The organism is Spirochaetota bacterium (assembly GCA_026414805.1).
Classification (GTDB): Bacteria; Spirochaetota; UBA4802; order UBA4802; family UB4802; genus UBA4802.
In genome coordinates this window covers 20,959-40,484 of the sequence record JAOAIH010000022.1, presented here as the reverse complement: position 1 = coordinate 40,484, position 19,526 = coordinate 20,959, and the positions used below count along the sequence as shown (strand labels likewise).

Below are 19,526 nucleotides of genomic sequence, written 5' to 3'. Positions count from 1 at the left end.
GAAATACTATGAACTATCGTGTAGTAAAACAATTCTGGGTAAATACTGTGGACAACTTTTTTAACTTCTTTTATAAAATTGTAGACTTTTTAAAAATATGGGTTGATGTATTCTGGGCATTTCTTGATATCTGGTATCACTTTTTTGCCATATTTGCCAACCTGTTTCTGTACATATATTATATATTTCTTTACATCATCGATAAAACTACTGAATCGGGAACAAACATTGTGTTAACAAGCCGCCTTCCAAAGCGTGTCCCCTTCAAACCACAGAAAGCCTACGTTAAGGATAGCTACAACCCAATTCCTGCAATGTATGGTGTGAAAAATGTTGCCGAATCAGTTACCTCAGGCATCACTCCAATGCGAACAGCTCCAAAAGGATCAAGAACCTCAATTGTAAAAACTGTTTTATCAACTGTACGTGACTTTATTGAACTTATTGTTGACCTCATCAAAAAACCTGTAAAAGCAATAGCTGATTTTGCAGCACGCCGTATGAAACCTGTTAAGGAAGAACCACATAAAACTGGTAGCTTAATAGAAGAATATATGAAGGAATATGAGCAAAAGCGCAGATAATGCGCTTTTGCATTTTATGTTAATGTTTAAATGCCCTCTGGCCTGTAAATACCATTGCAACTTTTGGATTGGCTTCGTTGCAGGCAACTATGCTTTCCCAGTCGCGTATAGATCCACCGGGCTGCACAATAGCAGTAATCCCTTGTTTGATACCTACATCAACACCATCCCTAAAGGGGAAGAATGCATCCGAAACCATACTGGCACCAATTAAACCACCTTTAGCAGCCTTTGTCGCTTCATCTATTTCAATTTTTTCGCGTTCTTTGCGCAAACCTTTTTCCACTTCCAATGCTAACTGATAGTACGAAATACCATATTTGTCAAAACAAAGGATATCAGCATATTTGGTATATGCTTTTTGTACTGCAATCTCAGCAACGCCTACTCTATCCTGCTCTCCAGTGCCAATGCCAACAGTCACACCATCTTTCACATACAGAACGGAATTAGACGTGACACCCTGTTCCACAAACCATCCAAACAAAAGATCCTCATATTCTTTCTCTGTAGGAAGCCTATCAATTTTATATATCTGACCCTTATATTCTGCCTGTGCAGGTTTTAAGTCTTCCTTTGTATTCACAATATTTATTGGCGATTGTTGCACAATGATACCACCATCAATGAGCGACTTGAAATCAACAAAGCGCATGGTTTTGTATTCTTCCAGCCTGTCAATTCGCTTTATCTGCACAATACGCAGGTCCTTTTTCTTTGAAAGGATTTCCATCACACCGGGCTCAAAATCAGGTGCAACAAGCACTTCAAGGTAATTTGCTGAAACAAGCTGTGCAGTTTCCTTGTCGACAGCTCTGTTGAATGCTACACATCCGCCAAACGCTGCTATACGGTCAGCCCTGTTTGCCCTGTTGTATGCATCAGCTATTGTTGAGCCATACGCAACACCGCAAGGATTGTTATGCTTTACAATAACTGCTGCAGGTTTTTTCATTAAATATTTTAAAATGTTAAGAGCATTATCAATATCAGTAAAATTAATTTTACCTGGATGCTTGCCAAACTGAAGCATCATAGATTCATCAATACCACTTACCAGTGAATGGCCGGGGGTAATAAATGCACAATCCCCTAGTACAAGATTTCCGTTTACAAGCTCGTACAATGCTGCTTCCTGGCCTGGATTTTCGCCATATCGCAATCCCTTCTCAATTAGCTGTCCATCATCATTAATTTTCCATGTACGCTTTTTATATACAAGTGTTTGGTTGCCAAAGGTTATCGTCATGGTGTCAGGGAAATGATCATCCATGATGGTGCGATATGCTTTTTTTAAGTCTTCCATAGATTATAACTNCTGAGAAAATTATGATATACTGTGTATAATTATAGAACCGCCATGCCTGTTATTCAATAATTATTATACAACCTACACAGCTTCACCATACCGTGCAAGGCACTCATTTTGTAAAGCTAAAATTCGCTGGCGCAAATCATCCATGGCCTGTTCTATTGTATCAACAGTATAATGCTCAGTGGGCATCTCTTTGCCAATAAGGACATATACTTTTCCTGGATTAATATCACCAGACTCAGGTTTAAGCCGCTGGTAGGTACCGTGTATATAAATTGGAACTATCGGTACACCTGTTTCTATGCATAAATAAAACAGCCCTTTTTTAAAAGGCTGCAATACCCCTGTGCGGCTGCGGGTACCTTCAGGGAAAATCATAATGCGGTTGCCTTTTCGTATTTTAATCGCTGCTTCCTTCATGCTGGCTATGGCACGCTCTTTATTTTTACGGTCAATAGCTATATACCCTGAAAGGCTCATGTGCCAGCCCATAAAGGGAATTTTAAAAAGCTCTTTCTTTGCTGTCCAGCCAAACTTAACCGGTATGATAGCACTCAGAAGCCACACATCAAAGAAGCTCTGATGGTTGGAGGCAAATATCTGAACTTTATCCTTTGAGATGTTTTCCAATCCCTCAACCTGATAGCGTATACCACAAAACCAGAGTATATTTTTTGACCAGTTTTGCATGCAGAAATGCGCAAGATCTCCTTTGGGGCTTACAAACCAGGAAAATAGGGAGATAGTTCCCCAGAATGCAGTATCAACACCAATGAAAAGCCAAGCCAAATAGGTGTAACCCTTGCGTACCACCGGATTCATAACGACCTCCATAATGCAACATTTTTTAAATTTTGCACAAATCGTGAAAAACGCAAGGATTACACTACAATTTACTATAAATGTCAACTACTAAATTATAAACCCATCATCCGTGAGATAATCATCTTCATTACTTCAGATGTTCCAGCATAGATGGTTTGAACACGTGCATCAACATAGAAACGTGACACCGGATATTCAGTACAATAGCCATACCCGCCAAAAAGCTGCAGGCATCGGTCAGCTACCCGCTTGGCTGTTTCACAAACCCAGAACTTTGCCATGCAGGTCTCTTTCACTACATCGTCGCCTCGTATGTGATGCAGTATGAGGTCATCTATAAAGCTTCTACCAACAGCAATTTCTGAAGCCATTTCTGCAATGGTAAATTGTGTGTTCTGAAATTTGGAGAGGGGTTTTCCAAAGAGCTTTCGCTCCTTAACATAATCTATAGTTATGGCAAGGCACTTTTCCATTGCTGCCTGTGAAGCAAGTGCACACACTAACCTTTCCTGCTGTAGCTTTTGCATAAGGTAAATGAAGCCAAGGCCTTCCTGCCCTAAAAGATTTTCTTTTGGTATGCGACAGTTATCAAAGAATAGCTCTGCAGTGTCCTGTGCTTTAAGTCCTATTTTTTTTATTGCTTTTCCCTTTGTAAAGCCGGGAGTGCCGTTTTCCACAAGAAACAAGCTTACTGCCTGATGTGGTGGTGCTTCCTTTGAGGACTTAGCTGCTACCACAACTAGATCAGCCAGTATGCCATTTGATATGAATGTCTTCTGGCCATTGAGAATCCAGCTATCGCCATCAAGCACTGCACTGGTTTTCATTGCGGCTAAATCTGATCCTGCCTCAGGTTCGGTCATGGCAACCGCAAGGATGATATCACCCGAGGCACACTTTGGCAGGTATTTCATCTTTTGCTCTTCTGTGCCAAATGAATGAATGTATGGCGCCACAATATCATTATGTAGCGGTATCATGAATGAACTTGCACCACTATAAGCTAATTCTTCATCTATTATCACAGAATAAAGAAAATCACCACCTGGCCCACCGTACTTTTCTTCTAGCCACGGCAAAAGCAACCCTAACTCACCACACCGTTTCCACATTGCACGTGGCACAATACCTTCTTCTTCCCATTTATCATAATGAGGCATGACTTCTGTTTCAAAAAACTTACGTACTGTCTGCCTGAATATTTCATGTTCCTGGGTAAATTGTATGGAACGTTTCATTTGGCTCTCCTTAGACAATTAGGAATTTTCTTACATTACCTCAAACTTGATCCTGAATCTTTTTTTAAAGTACGATCCCAAAACAAGTTCAGGATGAAAAATAACTTGTGATGACTTAAAATTTCAGTATGACTTGTAATCTTTACATACTCACATGGTATGTGTACACCTCAATATTACTTTAATTATTCAACCAGCAATAATTCACCTTCATACATGGCATCTATTGCTTCTTTATAGCGCGCTATTATGTTTTTACGCTTGAGTTTCAAGGTTGGTGTCAGCATATCATTCTCAACCGAAAAATCTTCAGGTATGATGGTAAACTTTTTCACCTGTTCAAATCGTGCCAGATCCTTATTAAGCCGTTCTATTTCTTTACCTATGAGTTCCTGAACTACTGGCAAAGAAGTTAGGTCATGGTTGTCAACAGCAATCCCCTTTTCCCTGCAATACTGTAACACATTCTCTCTATCAATATTAACAAGGGCAGTGATGTATTTTCTCCTGTCGCCATACACCATAACATTTGAAATATATGGTGATTGTTTTAATGTGCTTTCAATGTTAAGTGGGGATATGTTCTTGCCGGCTGCATTTATAATGAGTTCTTTCTTCCTGTCGGTGATATACACCCATCCATCTTTATCAATATACCCAATATCACCAGTATGATACCAGCCCTCACTGTCCTTAGCCTCTGCTGTAGCCTCGGGCCTTCCCCAGTACTCCTTAAATACAATTGGCCCTCGAACTAAAAGCTCACCATCATCAGCCACCACCACTTCAACTCCAGGCAGTGGCTTGCCTACTGAACCAAACTTAAACTCATGTGGGCTATTCCAGGTTGCAGGTGCAGAAAGTTCTGTAGCACCCCACCCTTCCAAAACCAAGATATCTGCAGCATGGAAAAATTCTGCTATCTGTTTAGAAAGCGGTGCTCCACCTGATACAAAATATTTAAGCCTGCCACCCGTTGCCTTTGTTATCTTTTTGAATATTAACGAGCGGGCAATAGCATACCGCAATTGTAGCAGCAAACCCGGATTTTGCCCTTTTGACACTACCTCACTCCACTTTCTGCCAATCTTCACGCTCCACCAGAAAATCTTCTTTTTTATTGGGCTCTTTTCGGCCATCTGTACTACCCGCTCAAAAATTTTTTCAAACACACGAGGTACTGCAATTGCATGGGTGGGCTTTATTGCCTGCATATCGGCAAGTATGGTGTTGAGTGATTCAGCAAACGCCACTGTTTTTCCAAGATATACACCAAAGAAAAGTCCTGCAATGCGCTCAAGAGCATGTGACAGTGGCAGAAAACTTAAACTTTCTTTAATAACGCTTATATCCCCAATCATTCCAGCAATGGTATTGATAACATAGGCTATATTACCATGTGTCAGCACCACACCCTTGGGAGGGCCGGTGGTGCCACTGGTGTAGATAATACAGATGGGATCATCAGCGGTAATGGACTGAATGGTATCGCCAATATTGGTTTTACTTCCATTATAATGCATCACATCCTGCAAGTTAACAACCTTTCCATTACCTCGATATTGGTTATTCATCACAACGATTGCAGCTATATCATTGATCTTCTGATAGCTTAAAACTTTTTCAAGCTGCACAAGATCCTGCACAAAGACAATAGTGCTTCCTGAATTCTGTATGATGTAATGGACATCGCGCGGCGTTAATGTAGGATAGATTGCAACTGAAATAGCACCCAGCGATATGATTGCTAAATCAGCCAAAGCCCAGTACACTGAATTTTCCGACAATATTGCTACTCTATCACCTTTGCCTACACCTTTAGCCGTAAGCCATGAAGCTATCGCCTCAACTTTTTCGTAAGCCTGGCGATAGCTCATAGGAATAAACTTCCCCTCTTCTTTATACTTGAAAACTACCGCTTCAGGCTGTTTTGCCACATGCTGTGAAAATGCCTGCATTAGTCCAGGATACATGGCACACCTCCAATTCAGTCTTTGTAAAAACGCTTACCACTTTTTGCCATATCAACCAGTATCCCAGCAGGCTTGAACCGCTTCATCCCCTTATCATAATATTTCATCATGGTATCAACTACGGTTTTTACACCTTCACGATCAATATGCCTGAACACACCTCCCCTGAAAGGAGGGAAGCCCAATCCTAAAATTGAACCAACATCACCATCACGTGGCGAAGAAATAATGCCTTCCTGCAGACACAATGCCGCTTCATTTATCATCATGAGACTTACGCGCTCCTGAATTTCCTGCACTGGCATATGGCAAGGAGTTACTTTGCCAATGACCTTGTAAATTTCTTCATTGGGCAAACGCATGCCTTTCTTTTTTGGCTTGCTGTAATCATAAAAACCTTTCTTGTTCTTTTTCCCTTTAAAACCCTTGCTAAATAGTAGCGGCAATACATGCGAAGGTGCAGCACCCCGCGCTTTGAACTCCTGGCCAAGTTCAACTGCTACATGTGCTCCCACATCAATGCCAACCTCATCAATTAATGCAACAGGTCCAATTGGGTAACCAAACTGTAGCATTGCTTTATCTATATCTGTCATTGGCACACCTTCTTCTATCAGGAATACAGCTTCATTAAGGTATGGAGCAAGTATCCGCGTTGTGTAAAATCCTGGACCATCTTTTACCACAATACAAGTTTTACCCTGCGCAATGCCAAATTTTAGAGCTGTGGCCACTACCCAATCAGCTGTCTTTGGTGTTTTTATAATTTCTAACAGTGGCATTGCTGGAACCGGTGAAAAGTAATGCATGCCAATCATATTTTGTGGACGTTTTGATGCTTTCGCAATGAGGCTTATTGGAATAGCAGAAGTGTTTGAAGCAAATATTGTTTTGTCACTGGTGACAGCCTCCACTTCCTTTACAAGATCCTGTTTTATTTTCAAATCTTCAAATACTGCTTCAATGACCAGGTCAGTATTTTTAAAATACGCGTAATCATCGCAGGGCACTAATTTGCCGTATAACACTTCCTTGTCAAAATCACGTATAGCTCCCGAGCGTGCACGTTTTTCCAGGCTTTTGCGTATCTGTGCCATACTGCGGCTCACCGCATCAAGCGCCATGTCCTTGACAAGCACTGTGTCACACAACGGCAGTGAAACCTGCGCTATACCTGTACCCATGAGGCCAGTGCCTATGACCGCTAATTTTGAAACATTCTTTGCTTTCTTTTCTAGTGGATTTTTTTTCAAATCAGTCATTGCAAAGAAAAGGTTCATTAATGATTTTGACTGATAGCTCTTTACTAAAGTCACAAATCGCTCAATATCTTTCTCCACTCCTTTTTTTACATTGGTTTTGTAACCATACTCAACCGAATCTATAGCAGCAAGTGCAGCAGGATACAACCCCCTTGTTTGCTTCATCACCATTTTGCGTGCCTGCGAAAATATAATGCTTCGTCCCAAAGGATTTGACTCAAGCAGCCATTCAATAAATTTTCTTTTTCTTTTAATTTTGCGTTTACCTTTCAACTGTAATGCCTTCTTAACACCTATCTCTTTTAGGCCATACGGAATAACTATCTCATCAATAAGCCCCATACGCTTTGCTCGTCGAGGCCTCACATTACCTCCTTGCAAAATCAACGGCAATGCATTTTGAATACCAATCAATCGCGGGAGGCGCTGGGTTCCACCAGCTGCAGGAATGAGGCCTAATTTAATCTCAGGCAAGCCCATGACTGTTTCTGTGGAATCGGTGGCTATGCGGTAATCAGTTACCAGCGTCAACTCCACACCTCCACCAAGGCAATTGCCATTAATTATGGATACAGTTGGAAATGGAAGTTTTTCCAGTTTAAACAATATCTCATTGGCCTTTGTAATATATCGTTTAATTTCATCGTCGGTTTTCATTGATTTGAGCTCATCAATATCGGCACCAACAACAAAGTTGTCAGGCTTTTCGCTTACTATAACCATCCCTTTATATTGTTTTCCTTGAGTATTCCCAATAACAGCTTCAATTTCATTTAAAAGATCACTGGAAACTTTATTTACCTTTCCAGGACAGTTGATGCTCACCACCAGCACATCATTTATGACTTCAGTTTTTAAAAACTGTAACCCTTTCATTGCCATTCCTCCTTTATACTATGCACGCTCCAATATAATTGCATTGCCAACTGCACCAGCCGCACAACCTGCAACCACACCATACCGTTTTCCAGTTTCCTTCAAACGGTTTGCACACGTTGTAACAAGCCGTGCACCAGTTGCACCAAATGGATGCCCCAATGAAAGTGACCCGCCATACACATTCAGTGCATTAATAGGAATTTCACCAACTTTGCCAGGCAGTCCTAATCTATCCTTGCAAAACGAATTGGATGCCAAGGTTTTAATAACTGCCACCATTTGTGCACCAAATGCCTCATGGATCTCCCATACACCAATATCTTTAAATTTAAGTTTACCCATTGCCAGTGCTTTTGGAATTGCAAATGTTGGACCCAGAAGAAGTTCATCCCACAAATCCTGTGCGGTAAATGCATAAGATTTAATATATGCCAGCGGTTTTAATCCCATCTTCTTAGCTAAAGTTTCGCTCATTAAAAGCACCGCTGCCCCACCATCAGTTAAAAACGAAGAATTGCCTGCAGTGACTGTTCCATATCGCCGGTCAAATGCTGGCTTTAATTTTTCCAATTTTTCGGGAGTGGTGCCTTTCCTAAAGCCGTTATCCTTTTCTACTAGTTTCCCCTGAGGTGTAACAACTGGCACAACTTCTTTTTTCAACACCCCCTTTTCCCACGCTTCAGCAGCACGGTTATGCGACAATGCTGCAAATTCATCCTGCTCTCGCTGGGATATACCAAGCTTTTTTGCAATCCTGTCGGCAGTATCACCCATACGCAGTTTAGTGGAAAACTCTCCAATAGCAGGCTGCTCTGGAACAATGAAATCCTTAAAGCTCATGCCTTTTAGCAGCTTCAACTTTCCAATAATACCCTTTGGCCTTTTGAACATGGTAAGGTCCAAAATAAAGCGGCGATAGTTTTTGGATATCTTTATATCAGGATCTGAAAATGTCTCAACTCCTCCTGCAATAATACAATCCGCATTACCGTTATAAATTAAATTAGCTCCACTGATAATTGCAGCATTAGCAGAAACACATGCCACAGTGCAGGTATATGCTGGTATTGTATACGGAAGGCCTGCAGCTAACATAATTTCACGTGCAACATTGGTTGTTGCAATATCAGTTGCAACGCTTCCCATTATAACATGATCCACCAGGTTGTTAGGAATACCGGTTTTTGCTACCAAACCCTTCACCGCATGGCGGCATATTTCATACGCCATCATCTCTCTAAACTCGGTGCCGGAACGCAAAAAGGGCGTACGGCATCCATCAATAATTGCAACTCTGTCACCCCTTGCCATTCAATCCTCCATAATGGTAAGTATAAATTTGTATATGCATTTTACTAATAATGCATATTTATTATGTATTACAGTAATATTGTATTACATATCTACTGAACGGTCAACCAAATTTTCTGTAGTTTATAAAAATTTTTTTGTGTAGTATAATTGTGAACAAAAATGAAAATGTGTTGAAAATTTGAATTTTTACATTATTGTATTGAAATAATTACCTACACCTATTATGTTAATCTATATTTAGTTTTTATCCTACCACTATGGAGGTAGTTATGAAATTTGACCAATCTATATTTGAAACTGAACAAACTCGTAAAGAGTTTCTATACACTACATCTTCATTGCTCATATCTCTATCTGCATTGTCTCTACTTCAATGCTCTGAGGAAACACCACAACAACCATCAAAGAACCTTAACTGGATTTCGTATAAACCTGAACAGCGACCCGTTATGGAAGTTGCCTACTCACCGTCACGCATTTTGCTTAAAAACGGCCTTATCATAGACGGAAGTGGCAATCCTCCGTACACTGGCGATGTCATGATACACGGCACTACAATTGAACTTGTAACCCCCAAGGATATTCAATTCAAAGGCACAACAATTGATTGTACTGATAAAATTATTTCACCCGGGTTCATTGATTGCCATTCACATCTTGATTGGGTATTACCACTTGATGCTCATCCGGAACTTAAAAACCCATTTATGGAACAGGGAATCACCACAACGGTTACCGGTAACTGTGGATATGGTGTTGCCGGCTTTAAGCCAAAAAGCAAATATCTTAAAATGATTAAAAATATAGGCAAAGGTTTTTTTGGGGGCGATAGCTCAACGGAAAAAGATAACTTTGTGAAACAGGTTGCAGTTTCGCTTCCATCAATGCGCCAGTACTTAAGCTATTGCAAAAGTCACGGCATTCCACTGAATATGGTTAACCTTGCTGGGCACGGAACAACACGAATATCACTTAGGGGATACGAATCAAAGCCACTTACTCGCGATGAGATGAACACCATGCTGTATTTACTTGAACAGGCAATGGATGAGGGTGCGTATGGCGTTTCATTTGGACTGCAATATGAACCAGGGATTTTTGCAACTAATGATGAAATCATAGAAATCTGTAACCTTGTAAAGAAAAAAAACAAAATTGTCACCTGCCACATGAAAGCTTATTCGGCACTTTCGGCAACGTACCCTATCAAGCCATTTGGTACTCCCCACAACATCATTGCATTAAATGAGATGCTTGACATTGCAAAACAGACAGATGTTCGCTTAGAGCTATCGCACCTTATTTTTGTAGGAACAAAAACATGGAAAAACTGTCCTGATGCACTTGCCATTATTGACAGAGCAATTGATTCGGGATTGGATGTAAAGTTTGATACCTATGCTTATCATTGCGGTACATCTGTTATAAATGTATTTTTCCCAAGCTCATTTTTGGCAAAAACACCACAAATATACGACGATAAAGTAGCATTGCTGAAATTGCGTGCACAATTAGAATTAATAGTGGCATTATTGGGTTTTGGCTATAACGATATTCAAATAATAAATGCACAGAACCCTGAACTTGCAAAATACAATGGCAAATTCTTAAAAGACATTGCAAAAGAACGAGGATTAAGTCAGTACGATAATTTTATTGACTTTGCAAAGAAATCAAATGGACGAGCACGGGTGCTTAATCACCGGTATTCAAGCTTACAGAATGTTATGGATCTTATGAAGCATCGCGCATCGTTATTCATGACCGATGCTACACCATTTTCCCAGGGAGCTCAGAATCCAGCTGCGTTTGGCAACTATCCACGCTTTTTTGAAATAGCCCGTGATTACAAGTTGCTATCGCCACAGGAATTAATCCGCAAAATGACAGGTGCAATAGCTGACCGCTATAAAATCGCCAAGCGCGGCTACCTCAAAGAAGGATACATGGCCGATATCACCATTGTTGACTGGAAAAACGTGAAGGACAATAATACTCTGACCGAAACCAACAAACGACCATCAGGTATAGACTACGTGTTTATAAATGGCAAAAAAGTAGTGGATAAGGGTAAAGCAACTGGTGTACTAAATGCCGGGATGGTGGTGTAAAGTACAGTAGTAAAAAACATTGATTTTTAAATTTATTATATCAATTATGGTATTGGTGTGGTTGGCTTTATGCTTTTGGACCACCATATTTATGTAAAAGTTGGAATTCTATAACATTATTCATGAAACAAAAAATTGGAATTATTGGTGCCGGTGCTTCAGGACTTATTGCTGCATATTTCGCATCACAGAACAAACGAAATCAAGTTCATATATTTGAAAAGCAAAACAAAATTGGTCGTAAGTTAGCTGCAACCGGTAACGGAAGGTGTAATCTCACCAACATGAATATGGGGTCAGAGCACTATCACTCTAACAATATTAATTTTGTTACACAGGTTTTGGAATCGTTTACGCTTAATGATACACTTAAATTTTTTCATTCTATCGGGATTATCACCACTACAATTGACAACGGCAAAGTTTATCCTGCTTCGCTGCAAGCTTCTACGGTGGTAAAGGCTTTTGAACATGAGCTATCGCACAATAATGTACAAATTCACACCTCACGTAAGATTGAAGCCATACAACCTGTACACAATGGATTTATAATAACAACAGCAGGAAAAGAGCAGCATTTTTTTAATAAAATAATTCTGGCATGTGGCAGCTGTGCATATGGACCCCTTGGCGCATCAAAAGATGGGTATGAGCTTGCTCAGTCGTTGGGACACACCATCATTGAACCATTTCCCTCAATTCTGCCTGTAAACATTACAAACAAGCAGCTTCATACACTCCAGGGTATTCGCTGGGACTGCACGCTGAGCGTGGTGATTGACAACACCGTTGTAAAGCAGGTAACCGATGAAGTGCTCTTCACAGCGTACGGCATATCAGGGCCAGGTGCTCTGTCTATTTCACGTGCAGTGAACAAAGCAATACTTGAAGGCAATGATGTGTATATTCAATGCAATATTTTTCCATACTATGATAATAGTACCTTACGCATATTGTTTGAACAACTGCTTTCCCAACCTAAAAAAACTCTAGAATGTGCACTATATGGCATCATGAATAATAAAATGCCGCGGGTATTTTTATCCATGGCCGGCATTCCGTATGATTGGCCTGCAGTTGAATCGCGTGATAACATTGATGCGGTAATCAACGCGTTTACCACTGCAACTCTTCATCCGGGGAAACCGCGCTCGTTTACAGAAGCAGTAGTGGCTGCAGGCGGGGTTGATGTAAACGAGATTAATCCTGCAACAATGGAATCTACATTGCATAAAGGACTTTTCATCACAGGGGAACTACTGAACGTTGATGGCGATAGCGGTGGCTATAATCTTCAGTTTGCATGGAGTACCGGAGCTATCGCCGGGAAAAACGTTTAAAACATAGTTATAAACCCATCAATGCTGGCAATTGCATTGCACAACCTGTCAATATGTTCTGGTGTATCAAACGTTGCAGTAATTGTGTACGATATAAATGTGCTTCGTGCACTTTCTTTTTGGGTAATGGTAATATCAGTAGCATGTTCGCCGCATGCATTATGGATAATATCTTTTACATATGGTATGTTTTTGCAAATTACCTTAAATGTAATTTCCTGTGGAAATTCTTTTTCAGTGTTCATGACTATGCCAATATCTCATACCCTTGTATTCCCTGCTCGTTGCGCATCGCAATGAGCTCTTTCATTACTTCTTTATTTACGGGCACACCTTTGTCCTTTCGCTCAAGGTACGCTAAATATTCCTTTTCGCCGGCAGTATAGATACGCTCCTGTCCTGGCATTTTCTGTGAATTACGTAGCTGCCGCAATATATCGCCCGCAATAGCCTTAAAAGAACTCACCTCAGTGAACGCTTCAATATTTATTGCTATGAAGAAATGGCCTAAACGATAGGGGACCTTATTGCCAAAAGCATCAAAGCCCGAGAGCATCTTCAAATAACTGCCAGCTTGCAGTGCAGCTGATAATATTTCAACCACCGTACAATAGCCATAGCCCTTATAGCCTCCACCTTCCTCACCAATGCCCCCCAGTGGGGTCAAAGCCATAGTGCCTTTAATAAGACCATCCAGCACTTCATTGGGATCAGTACAGGTATTGCCTTGGTGGTCAATAACCCATCCTGGTGGAAGTGGCTTGCCAAGCCGTGCGTACACCTCAACCTTGCCGCGCTGCGAGAGGCTGGTAGCGCAATCAAGTAAAAATGGGAATTCCTCATCAGTGGGGATTCCAAACGTGAGCGGATTGGTACCCAGCATATTTTCAACACCAAACGTAGGAGCAACTGAAGGTCGTGCGTTGGTGCCGGTTATGCCTATCATATTGTTGTCGGCTGCCATCTTTGCATAGTAACCAGCTATGCCGTAATGAGTGGAGTTGCGCACTGCAACCATTCCCATTCCATATTTTTTTGCTTTGTCGATAGCCATCTGCATTGACCTGTAGGCTATAACCTGCCCCATTCCATCATGCCCATCAACTGTTGCCGTGGTTGGCCCTTCTTTGATAATCTCAAAGTGTGTAACTGGCTTCTGTATCCCCTGCTTGATGCGATCGTAATATATGGGTTTTAATCTGTTTAGTCCATGTGAATCGATGCCAAATTTATCTGCCATAATCAGCACATCAGCACATATATAAGCTTCATCCCGTGGCACCCCTAAACTGGTAAATACATCTACGACGTATTGTGTAGCTATATCAAACGGTATCCAGGTAATGTCGTGCATTATATCCTCCGCAAATGGAATTATCAACATTAGCAGGTACAGCCTGCACAAAAAGGTCAAGAGTATTTTTTGAAAAAAATTTATTCTTTACAACTATCATGCCTGTACAATACTGTGCACCAATATAGTTATATTTTCATTATACTTTACGGGGGCTTGGTATGTTGCAGAAAAAAGTAGAAGATAATGTCTACATTCTTACACTTAATGATGGCAAAATGAATGCGCTCACCGACACAGTACTGCATGACCTGCGCACGTATCTTAAAGAAGCAGCAGCAGACCCATCAATTAAGGGTGTTATTTTAACAGGGGAAGGGAAAACATTTTCCTCAGGTTTCAGCCTACCTATGTTTTTAAGCTTTAAGGATATTAACGAAGTGATTAAATTCTTTGACGTTGAGGAAGAGATTTTGCTTGAGCTTTTTATGTTTGAAAAACCTGTTATTGCAGCATTAAATGGGCATACTGTTGCCGGCGGCATGATATTTGCAATGGCGTGCGACTATCGTATCATGAAAAATCATCCAAAGATAAAGATGGGCATGAGCGAAATCAAGATTGGACTGCCTCTTTCAGTTGCACAGTGGAATGTGGTACGGTTTGGCGTGGACAGCGACAAGAAATTCAGAGACATCATGTACTTTGGAAACATGTACGGCCCAGAACAGGCATTACAACTTGGACTCATTGATGAACTTGTTGATGAAGATAAATTAATTATCAGAGCAAAAGAACTTATTAATCTGTGGAAAAACAATCCCGGCAATGCATTTACACCACTTAAATTATGCATACGTCAAGAAACTGCCGACAGAATACGCAAAGACCTTAAAGACGGAAGCTGGACAAAAGGATTGCAGTGTTTCTTTGATGATAACGTACGCAAGACATTGGAGTTTGTACAGGCAACAATGAGCAAGTAATTTTTATGTTCGATAGCTCCGATAATACAATCAAAAGAGCTATCGGTCAAAACTTTTAAATAAAATAAATATGAATATAAAAGAAGCAGGATGGAAACTATTTTCACTGCGCAGTGAAGAGATGTCATTTGCCATCCCGCTTTTTTTTATCTATTTTTTATCCGGGATTTTCTTTGCAACTGGGCAGGTTTACACTGAATCTTTGTTTTTGCAAACCTACGGTGCCAAAGGTCTTGCAAAATTTTTTGCAATAAACGGAATTGTACTGTTTTTGTCGGGATTTATTTACACATATTTCCTTGAGTTATTTTCACTTACACGTGCATTTATCCTCTTGATACTATTATTTTGCTGTATACCTGCAAGCACGTTACTTCCTTCAGGATATGCTCTCCACGATCCACTGTATCTTTTTATAGGCAATTATATTGCTACGTTTTATCTGGATGCTCATTTTATCAATTTTTCATTCCAATATCTTACCCTGCAAAGCTCAAAGCGAATATTCCCCTTTTTAATGGCTGGTTCCAAGTTAGGTGGCATTTTCATTACAATTACAATATCAATAGCAAGTTCGCTGTTTATTCACTATGCATCATATATATGGCTTTTTACCGGCTTGCTGATATTGATTCCTTTCTTTACCACTGCTAAAACACGACATGTGCTGCATACAAAATCTGAACACAAGTTTATAGATAAACTTTCAACATTATTTTCAAGTCGTATGTTTGTGGTAAGCGCTGCTGCGGTATTTGTCATGGCAATTGTCAATCAGCATGCGGAGTATTTCTTTGCACGGATTGCAACACACATTTACCCTTCACAACACACTTTGGCAGTATTTTTAAGCAAATATACATTTATTACTGATTGCATCACCATGGCTATGCAGTTATTTGTTACTTCCCGTGTTATCAAAAAATTGAGTATTCCCATTACAAACCTCCTGTACCCCTCTTCATACTTGCTATTCATTTTTTATGCATTACTATCTCCTACTCTGCTTGCTGCAATAGCATTGCGCTTTTTTAGGAAAAATATGAGTTTTTTTATCCGTCAGCCTGTTAGCAATATAATGCTCTCAATCTATCCAGCTGACAGGGTTAGCCAGGCACGCTCCATTATTACCAGCATCGTAAGCCCATGCGGTATGATTGTAGGCGGATTAATGTTATCATTATATGTATCACTCCCATTGCAGATTATTGTTGCACTATCAATTGGCGTTGGACTACTGTTTGTTGCTGTCACTCTGAAGCAAAATGCACTGTATAAAGAAGCCATCTATTGTAAATTACAGCAGCACCTGCCACAAACTTTGCAAATAACCCACAGCCAAATAACAGAGCTTTTGAAAAATCCTTACATTGAAAATAAATCAGAATACATTGATGCATTGCTGCAGAAAGGAATGTCAGCAGACGTGTTTCCACTCATACTGGAGCATTACGATTCGCTATCGGAAACTACAAAAATCAACATGCTTTCAATATTATACGAAGCACCTCACGATATAGCAACTGAGATGAGCAAAAAAGCATTAAACGATACAAACCTCTTGGTACGGGTTTACGCATATCGATATGTATCACACTTTACTCAGATAAACCCAGGAGATATTCTGCAAAATCACATACCTATACTGCCCATTGAATCGTTTATTCACCGATTGCTTACTGATACAGACAAGTATAATAGTGACCACATCAGTCAGATGCTACATCAGTGTGAGCAACGCATACTGAACAATATACCTAATGCTGACATTGAATTCCTCATGCTCTGTTCTGTTATAGATCCCGGGTTATTCATACACAAGCTCTATCGCTTGGCAATTACAACGGGCAACATCATTTTTTTTAAATTTATCATTCTTTATGCCCATATGCTGCCACAATCTCAAGTCATTAGAATTCTTTATAAATTCAGATACGCCCCTCTTGCTGAGCTGCAGCATTTCCTATCAAGAACTTCTATAAATTCAGAAATAAAGTTTATGCTCTGTGATTATCGTTTTGATATGACAGCAGACGTATTTGCTGCACTGTATGCAGGTGATTATAATTTTACTATACCTGAAAATCGCCTTATACAGAAGCGGTCGTACCATAAAAAAATAAACTATTTGAATATATTCCTGGCTGCAAATGTACTACCTCAAGAAAACCTGCCGCTTTTTATAAATTCTTCCATTGCACGTATTCACCAGTTATTACAGTGCAAGGCTACCATCTCCACATTGCCCATCTCCAATTGTATAAAAGATTTTCTTTTGGTGATATTTACTGATGCACTGCACTATGAAAAAAATCTGCTGATAAAAGCTCTGGCACTGTCCACAGGGGTGCATGTTGACATTGCCTACGAATCAAATATGTTACTGAAAGATGTAGAATTGGAAAATTACATCATTGAATTTCTTACTTTGACTCAGAAAGGCAAGAAGGTGGCGTTGCTTGAAACATACTCAGCCAGGGAAATAGCACCAGTACAATTACCGCTTTTTATAAAAAATTGTAAATATCTGCGCTCATCCATGCCAGCAATTGCAAAACAGCTTGACTTTAGTCTTAAACATATTGAAACTAACAACCTACTACTGGAGGATCCTGTGGCACAGACAATCCACATACTTACCTTTTTGAAACAGAATGCTCTTTTCGCAGAAACACCTGTTGACCAGCTCATTCACCTGGTACAAATTGCCCGTATACATAAATTTCCTGAAAATACTGAATTCATCAAAGAAGATGAAACAGGTGATGAACTATTCATTATAATGGACGGCCAGGTAAGTGTTACACGAAGAGGAAAGGAAATAGCCCGTCTTGGCGCAGGTAGTTGCATTGGCGAATTATCAATAATAGATAAAGAACCCCGTAGTGCCACAGTGAAAACAACGCGCCCTTCGCTTGTACTTTCTATCTCACGCAATGATTTTTTGTTAACTTTGAAGGCAAATCCTACGATAGCTATCAATGTAATGAAAGTGATTGCCCAACGACTCAGATCAATACTATCACAATATAACGCATGAGTAAATTTACCCACTTCATCATTTTATTGATAAGCATTGCCATCTCAAGTACACTTTTTGCTGAAGACAAACCAGCAGAAAAAAAATCTTCTGTAGGGAAAACAATTAAGAAGACTCTTGAAACAATAGACAAACAAACTCTATACAAAGAAAACACCACTCCTTTTAAAGAAAAAGAAAAACAAATTTCCACCTACCAACAGGCTGATTTTGACAAATTGAAAGAAGCAACCCATGAAGACATCTCAACTATTATTGTATTGCTTGGGGAAATACCTCTGGAATCTAAAAATAGCATCTTTGCCCCGGCTGTTCTTTACAATAAAAAGAATATCTTTAACTCAAATACTGATTTTGCGTTTACCTGGGTTGGTTTCAAGGCAACGGCAAAATTTACTCAAAAAAAATTTATATGGGACAATGTGTCATTGCAGGAAACAATCATAGGGTCATTTTTATATGCAAGCGGTACAAACTTTGGTTTTTTTGGCGAGCGCTTTAATGAAGATCTGTTATTTTACACTAATTATATTTCGGAGATAGTTACTTTGAAAATATCTCTGCCATTGTACAATAACATAGGATTTACGATTGATTCACGTCAGTACTTCTTTGTTGAAAGAGACACACCAAAAGACTTCATTATGCCCAAAAATCATTATAACCTATTTCCGCGCTTTGACTGGAATATTGAACATTACACAGAACAGGGCATTGATCAGCTTTTTAATGGCATTGCGTTCCATAACTGGATTGGCTATGGCATCCGCAACAGGTGGGATACCTGGGGCGAGCCAGGGAAACTGCAGATGGGAGAAGAAGCCAGAACCTTTGCAATTTATTCTTCAACGCTTACTATTGGGAAAGTATTTGCAGATAACCACAATATTATTGTACGGTTACGGCTTAAAGGCGGTATTGACAACGACTTTCTTTCTCAGCCACGCTTTGGCGGCACCATTGACAACGCAAAGTTAGATGTAGTGCATGGCACAACTGTGGACCAGTTCAGAGTAGAATCATTTTGTCTGTGCAATATGCAGTATGGGTTTAACCTTTTCAGTCGTCTGCGAATGAATATGTATTTTGATTATGCATATATTATTAATCCACAATCACAAAAAATTATGGGGAGCGGCTACGGTTTCAGAATACTTGGCCCTGGGGGGCTGCCAATCTGGCTTACTCACGGCATAAGTAAAAATATTTCAGCTAATGATAGATTTAATCAAGTTGTAATGATAATGACCGCTGCAGGTTTTTAAAAAATAACTTGACGTATTAGAATATATTGAAACACACTTTGTCATGCATTAGAATTACTATTATGAGCTATCGCTTTTAATAAAATTACATCATAAGCAG

The 19,526-nt window shown here is 39.9% G+C and carries 14 protein-coding genes; 6 read left to right on the top strand and 8 right to left on the bottom strand.

Translation table 11 applies throughout. The features are described from left to right. The coding region (locus N3F66_06375) for a hypothetical protein (protein MCX8123774.1) at positions 1 to 584 on the top strand (584 nt) is incomplete at its 5' end. 19 nt (positions 585 to 603) lie between these two features. Here N3F66_06375 and N3F66_06370 read toward each other — a convergent pair. The 6 genes from N3F66_06370 to N3F66_06345 form a co-directional block, all read right to left on the bottom strand. After that, complete coding sequence (locus N3F66_06370; GenBank protein MCX8123773.1) at positions 604 to 1,890, bottom strand: IMP cyclohydrolase; 1,287 nt, start codon at positions 1,888 to 1,890, stop codon at positions 604 to 606. Positions 1,891 to 1,974: 84 nt separating this feature from the next. Next, complete coding sequence (locus N3F66_06365) at positions 1,975 to 2,721, bottom strand: 1-acyl-sn-glycerol-3-phosphate acyltransferase (GenBank protein MCX8123772.1); 747 nt, start codon at positions 2,719 to 2,721, stop codon at positions 1,975 to 1,977. A 95-nt stretch (positions 2,722 to 2,816) separates the two neighbouring features. Then, entirely contained in the window at positions 2,817 to 3,962 is a 1,146-nt protein-coding gene (locus N3F66_06360; protein MCX8123771.1) for an acyl-CoA dehydrogenase family protein, read from the bottom strand. Between the two features lie 185 nt (positions 3,963 to 4,147). Next, entirely contained in the window at positions 4,148 to 5,935 is a 1,788-nt protein-coding gene (locus N3F66_06355) for a long-chain fatty acid--CoA ligase (protein ID MCX8123770.1), read from the bottom strand. A gap of 14 nt (positions 5,936 to 5,949) precedes the next feature. Then, positions 5,950 to 8,073 carry a 3-hydroxyacyl-CoA dehydrogenase NAD-binding domain-containing protein gene (locus tag N3F66_06350; GenBank protein ID MCX8123769.1) on the bottom strand — a complete coding sequence of 708 codons (2,124 nt, stop codon included), beginning with the start codon at positions 8,071 to 8,073 and terminating at the stop codon, positions 5,950 to 5,952. An 18-nt stretch (positions 8,074 to 8,091) separates the two neighbouring features. Next, the gene (locus N3F66_06345; GenBank protein ID MCX8123768.1) at positions 8,092 to 9,387 is read right to left on the bottom strand and encodes an acetyl-CoA C-acyltransferase; all 1,296 of its coding nucleotides are present in this window, start codon (positions 9,385 to 9,387) and stop codon (positions 8,092 to 8,094) included. Positions 9,388 to 9,659: 272 nt separating this feature from the next. Between N3F66_06345 and N3F66_06340 the strand changes: the two genes are divergently transcribed. Continuing rightward, positions 9,660 to 11,501, top strand: coding sequence for an amidohydrolase family protein (locus N3F66_06340; protein MCX8123767.1), 1,842 nt, complete (start codon positions 9,660 to 9,662; stop codon positions 11,499 to 11,501). 122 nt (positions 11,502 to 11,623) lie between these two features. Then, positions 11,624 to 12,841 carry an NAD(P)/FAD-dependent oxidoreductase gene (locus N3F66_06335; protein MCX8123766.1) on the top strand — a complete coding sequence of 406 codons (1,218 nt, stop codon included), beginning with the start codon at positions 11,624 to 11,626 and terminating at the stop codon, positions 12,839 to 12,841. Here N3F66_06335 and N3F66_06330 read toward each other — a convergent pair. Further along, the gene (locus N3F66_06330; GenBank protein MCX8123765.1) at positions 12,838 to 13,086 is read right to left on the bottom strand and encodes a DUF493 domain-containing protein; all 249 of its coding nucleotides are present in this window, start codon (positions 13,084 to 13,086) and stop codon (positions 12,838 to 12,840) included. The two genes, N3F66_06335 and N3F66_06330, sit on opposite strands and share 4 nt — an antisense overlap. Positions 13,087 to 13,088: 2 nt before the next feature. Then, positions 13,089 to 14,195, bottom strand: coding sequence for an Ldh family oxidoreductase (locus N3F66_06325; protein MCX8123764.1), 1,107 nt, complete (start codon positions 14,193 to 14,195; stop codon positions 13,089 to 13,091). Positions 14,196 to 14,356: 161 nt separating this feature from the next. Here N3F66_06325 and N3F66_06320 point away from each other — a divergent pair, with 161 nt between their 5' ends. From N3F66_06320 to N3F66_06310, 3 genes are all read left to right on the top strand, one after another. Further along, positions 14,357 to 15,121 (top strand): enoyl-CoA hydratase/isomerase family protein, encoded by a 765-nt coding sequence (locus N3F66_06320; GenBank protein MCX8123763.1) that lies wholly within the window; start codon positions 14,357 to 14,359, stop codon positions 15,119 to 15,121. A gap of 70 nt (positions 15,122 to 15,191) precedes the next feature. Beyond that, positions 15,192 to 18,161 (top strand): cyclic nucleotide-binding domain-containing protein, encoded by a 2,970-nt coding sequence (locus N3F66_06315; protein ID MCX8123762.1) that lies wholly within the window; start codon positions 15,192 to 15,194, stop codon positions 18,159 to 18,161. Then, the gene (locus N3F66_06310; GenBank protein MCX8123761.1) at positions 18,158 to 19,426 is read left to right on the top strand and encodes a hypothetical protein; all 1,269 of its coding nucleotides are present in this window, start codon (positions 18,158 to 18,160) and stop codon (positions 19,424 to 19,426) included. Before N3F66_06315 ends, N3F66_06310 begins: the two co-directional genes overlap by 4 nt. Positions 19,427 to 19,526: the final 100 nt, after the last annotated feature.

What these genes read in the sequence shown, in the direction of transcription:
- N3F66_06325 (MCX8123764.1), bottom strand. Translation starts at nt 14,195, where the DNA reads ATGCACGACATTACCTGGATACCGTTTGATATAGCTACACAATACGTC.
- N3F66_06340 (MCX8123767.1), top strand. Translation starts at nt 9,660, where the DNA reads ATGAAATTTGACCAATCTATATTTGAAACTGAACAAACTCGTAAAGAG.
- N3F66_06335 (MCX8123766.1), top strand. Translation starts at nt 11,624, where the DNA reads ATGAAACAAAAAATTGGAATTATTGGTGCCGGTGCTTCAGGACTTATT.
- N3F66_06365 (MCX8123772.1), bottom strand. Translation starts at nt 2,721, where the DNA reads ATGAATCCGGTGGTACGCAAGGGTTACACCTATTTGGCTTGGCTTTTC.
- N3F66_06360 (MCX8123771.1), bottom strand. Translation starts at nt 3,962, where the DNA reads ATGAAACGTTCCATACAATTTACCCAGGAACATGAAATATTCAGGCAG.
- N3F66_06350 (MCX8123769.1), bottom strand. Translation starts at nt 8,073, where the DNA reads ATGAAAGGGTTACAGTTTTTAAAAACTGAAGTCATAAATGATGTGCTG.
- N3F66_06320 (MCX8123763.1), top strand. Translation starts at nt 14,357, where the DNA reads ATGTTGCAGAAAAAAGTAGAAGATAATGTCTACATTCTTACACTTAAT.
- N3F66_06310 (MCX8123761.1), top strand. Translation starts at nt 18,158, where the DNA reads ATGAGTAAATTTACCCACTTCATCATTTTATTGATAAGCATTGCCATC.
- N3F66_06315 (MCX8123762.1), top strand. Translation starts at nt 15,192, where the DNA reads ATGAATATAAAAGAAGCAGGATGGAAACTATTTTCACTGCGCAGTGAA.
- N3F66_06370 (MCX8123773.1), bottom strand. Translation starts at nt 1,890, where the DNA reads ATGGAAGACTTAAAAAAAGCATATCGCACCATCATGGATGATCATTTC.
- N3F66_06355 (MCX8123770.1), bottom strand. Translation starts at nt 5,935, where the DNA reads ATGTATCCTGGACTAATGCAGGCATTTTCACAGCATGTGGCAAAACAG.
- N3F66_06345 (MCX8123768.1), bottom strand. Translation starts at nt 9,387, where the DNA reads ATGGCAAGGGGTGACAGAGTTGCAATTATTGATGGATGCCGTACGCCC.
- N3F66_06330 (MCX8123765.1), bottom strand. Translation starts at nt 13,086, where the DNA reads ATGAACACTGAAAAAGAATTTCCACAGGAAATTACATTTAAGGTAATT.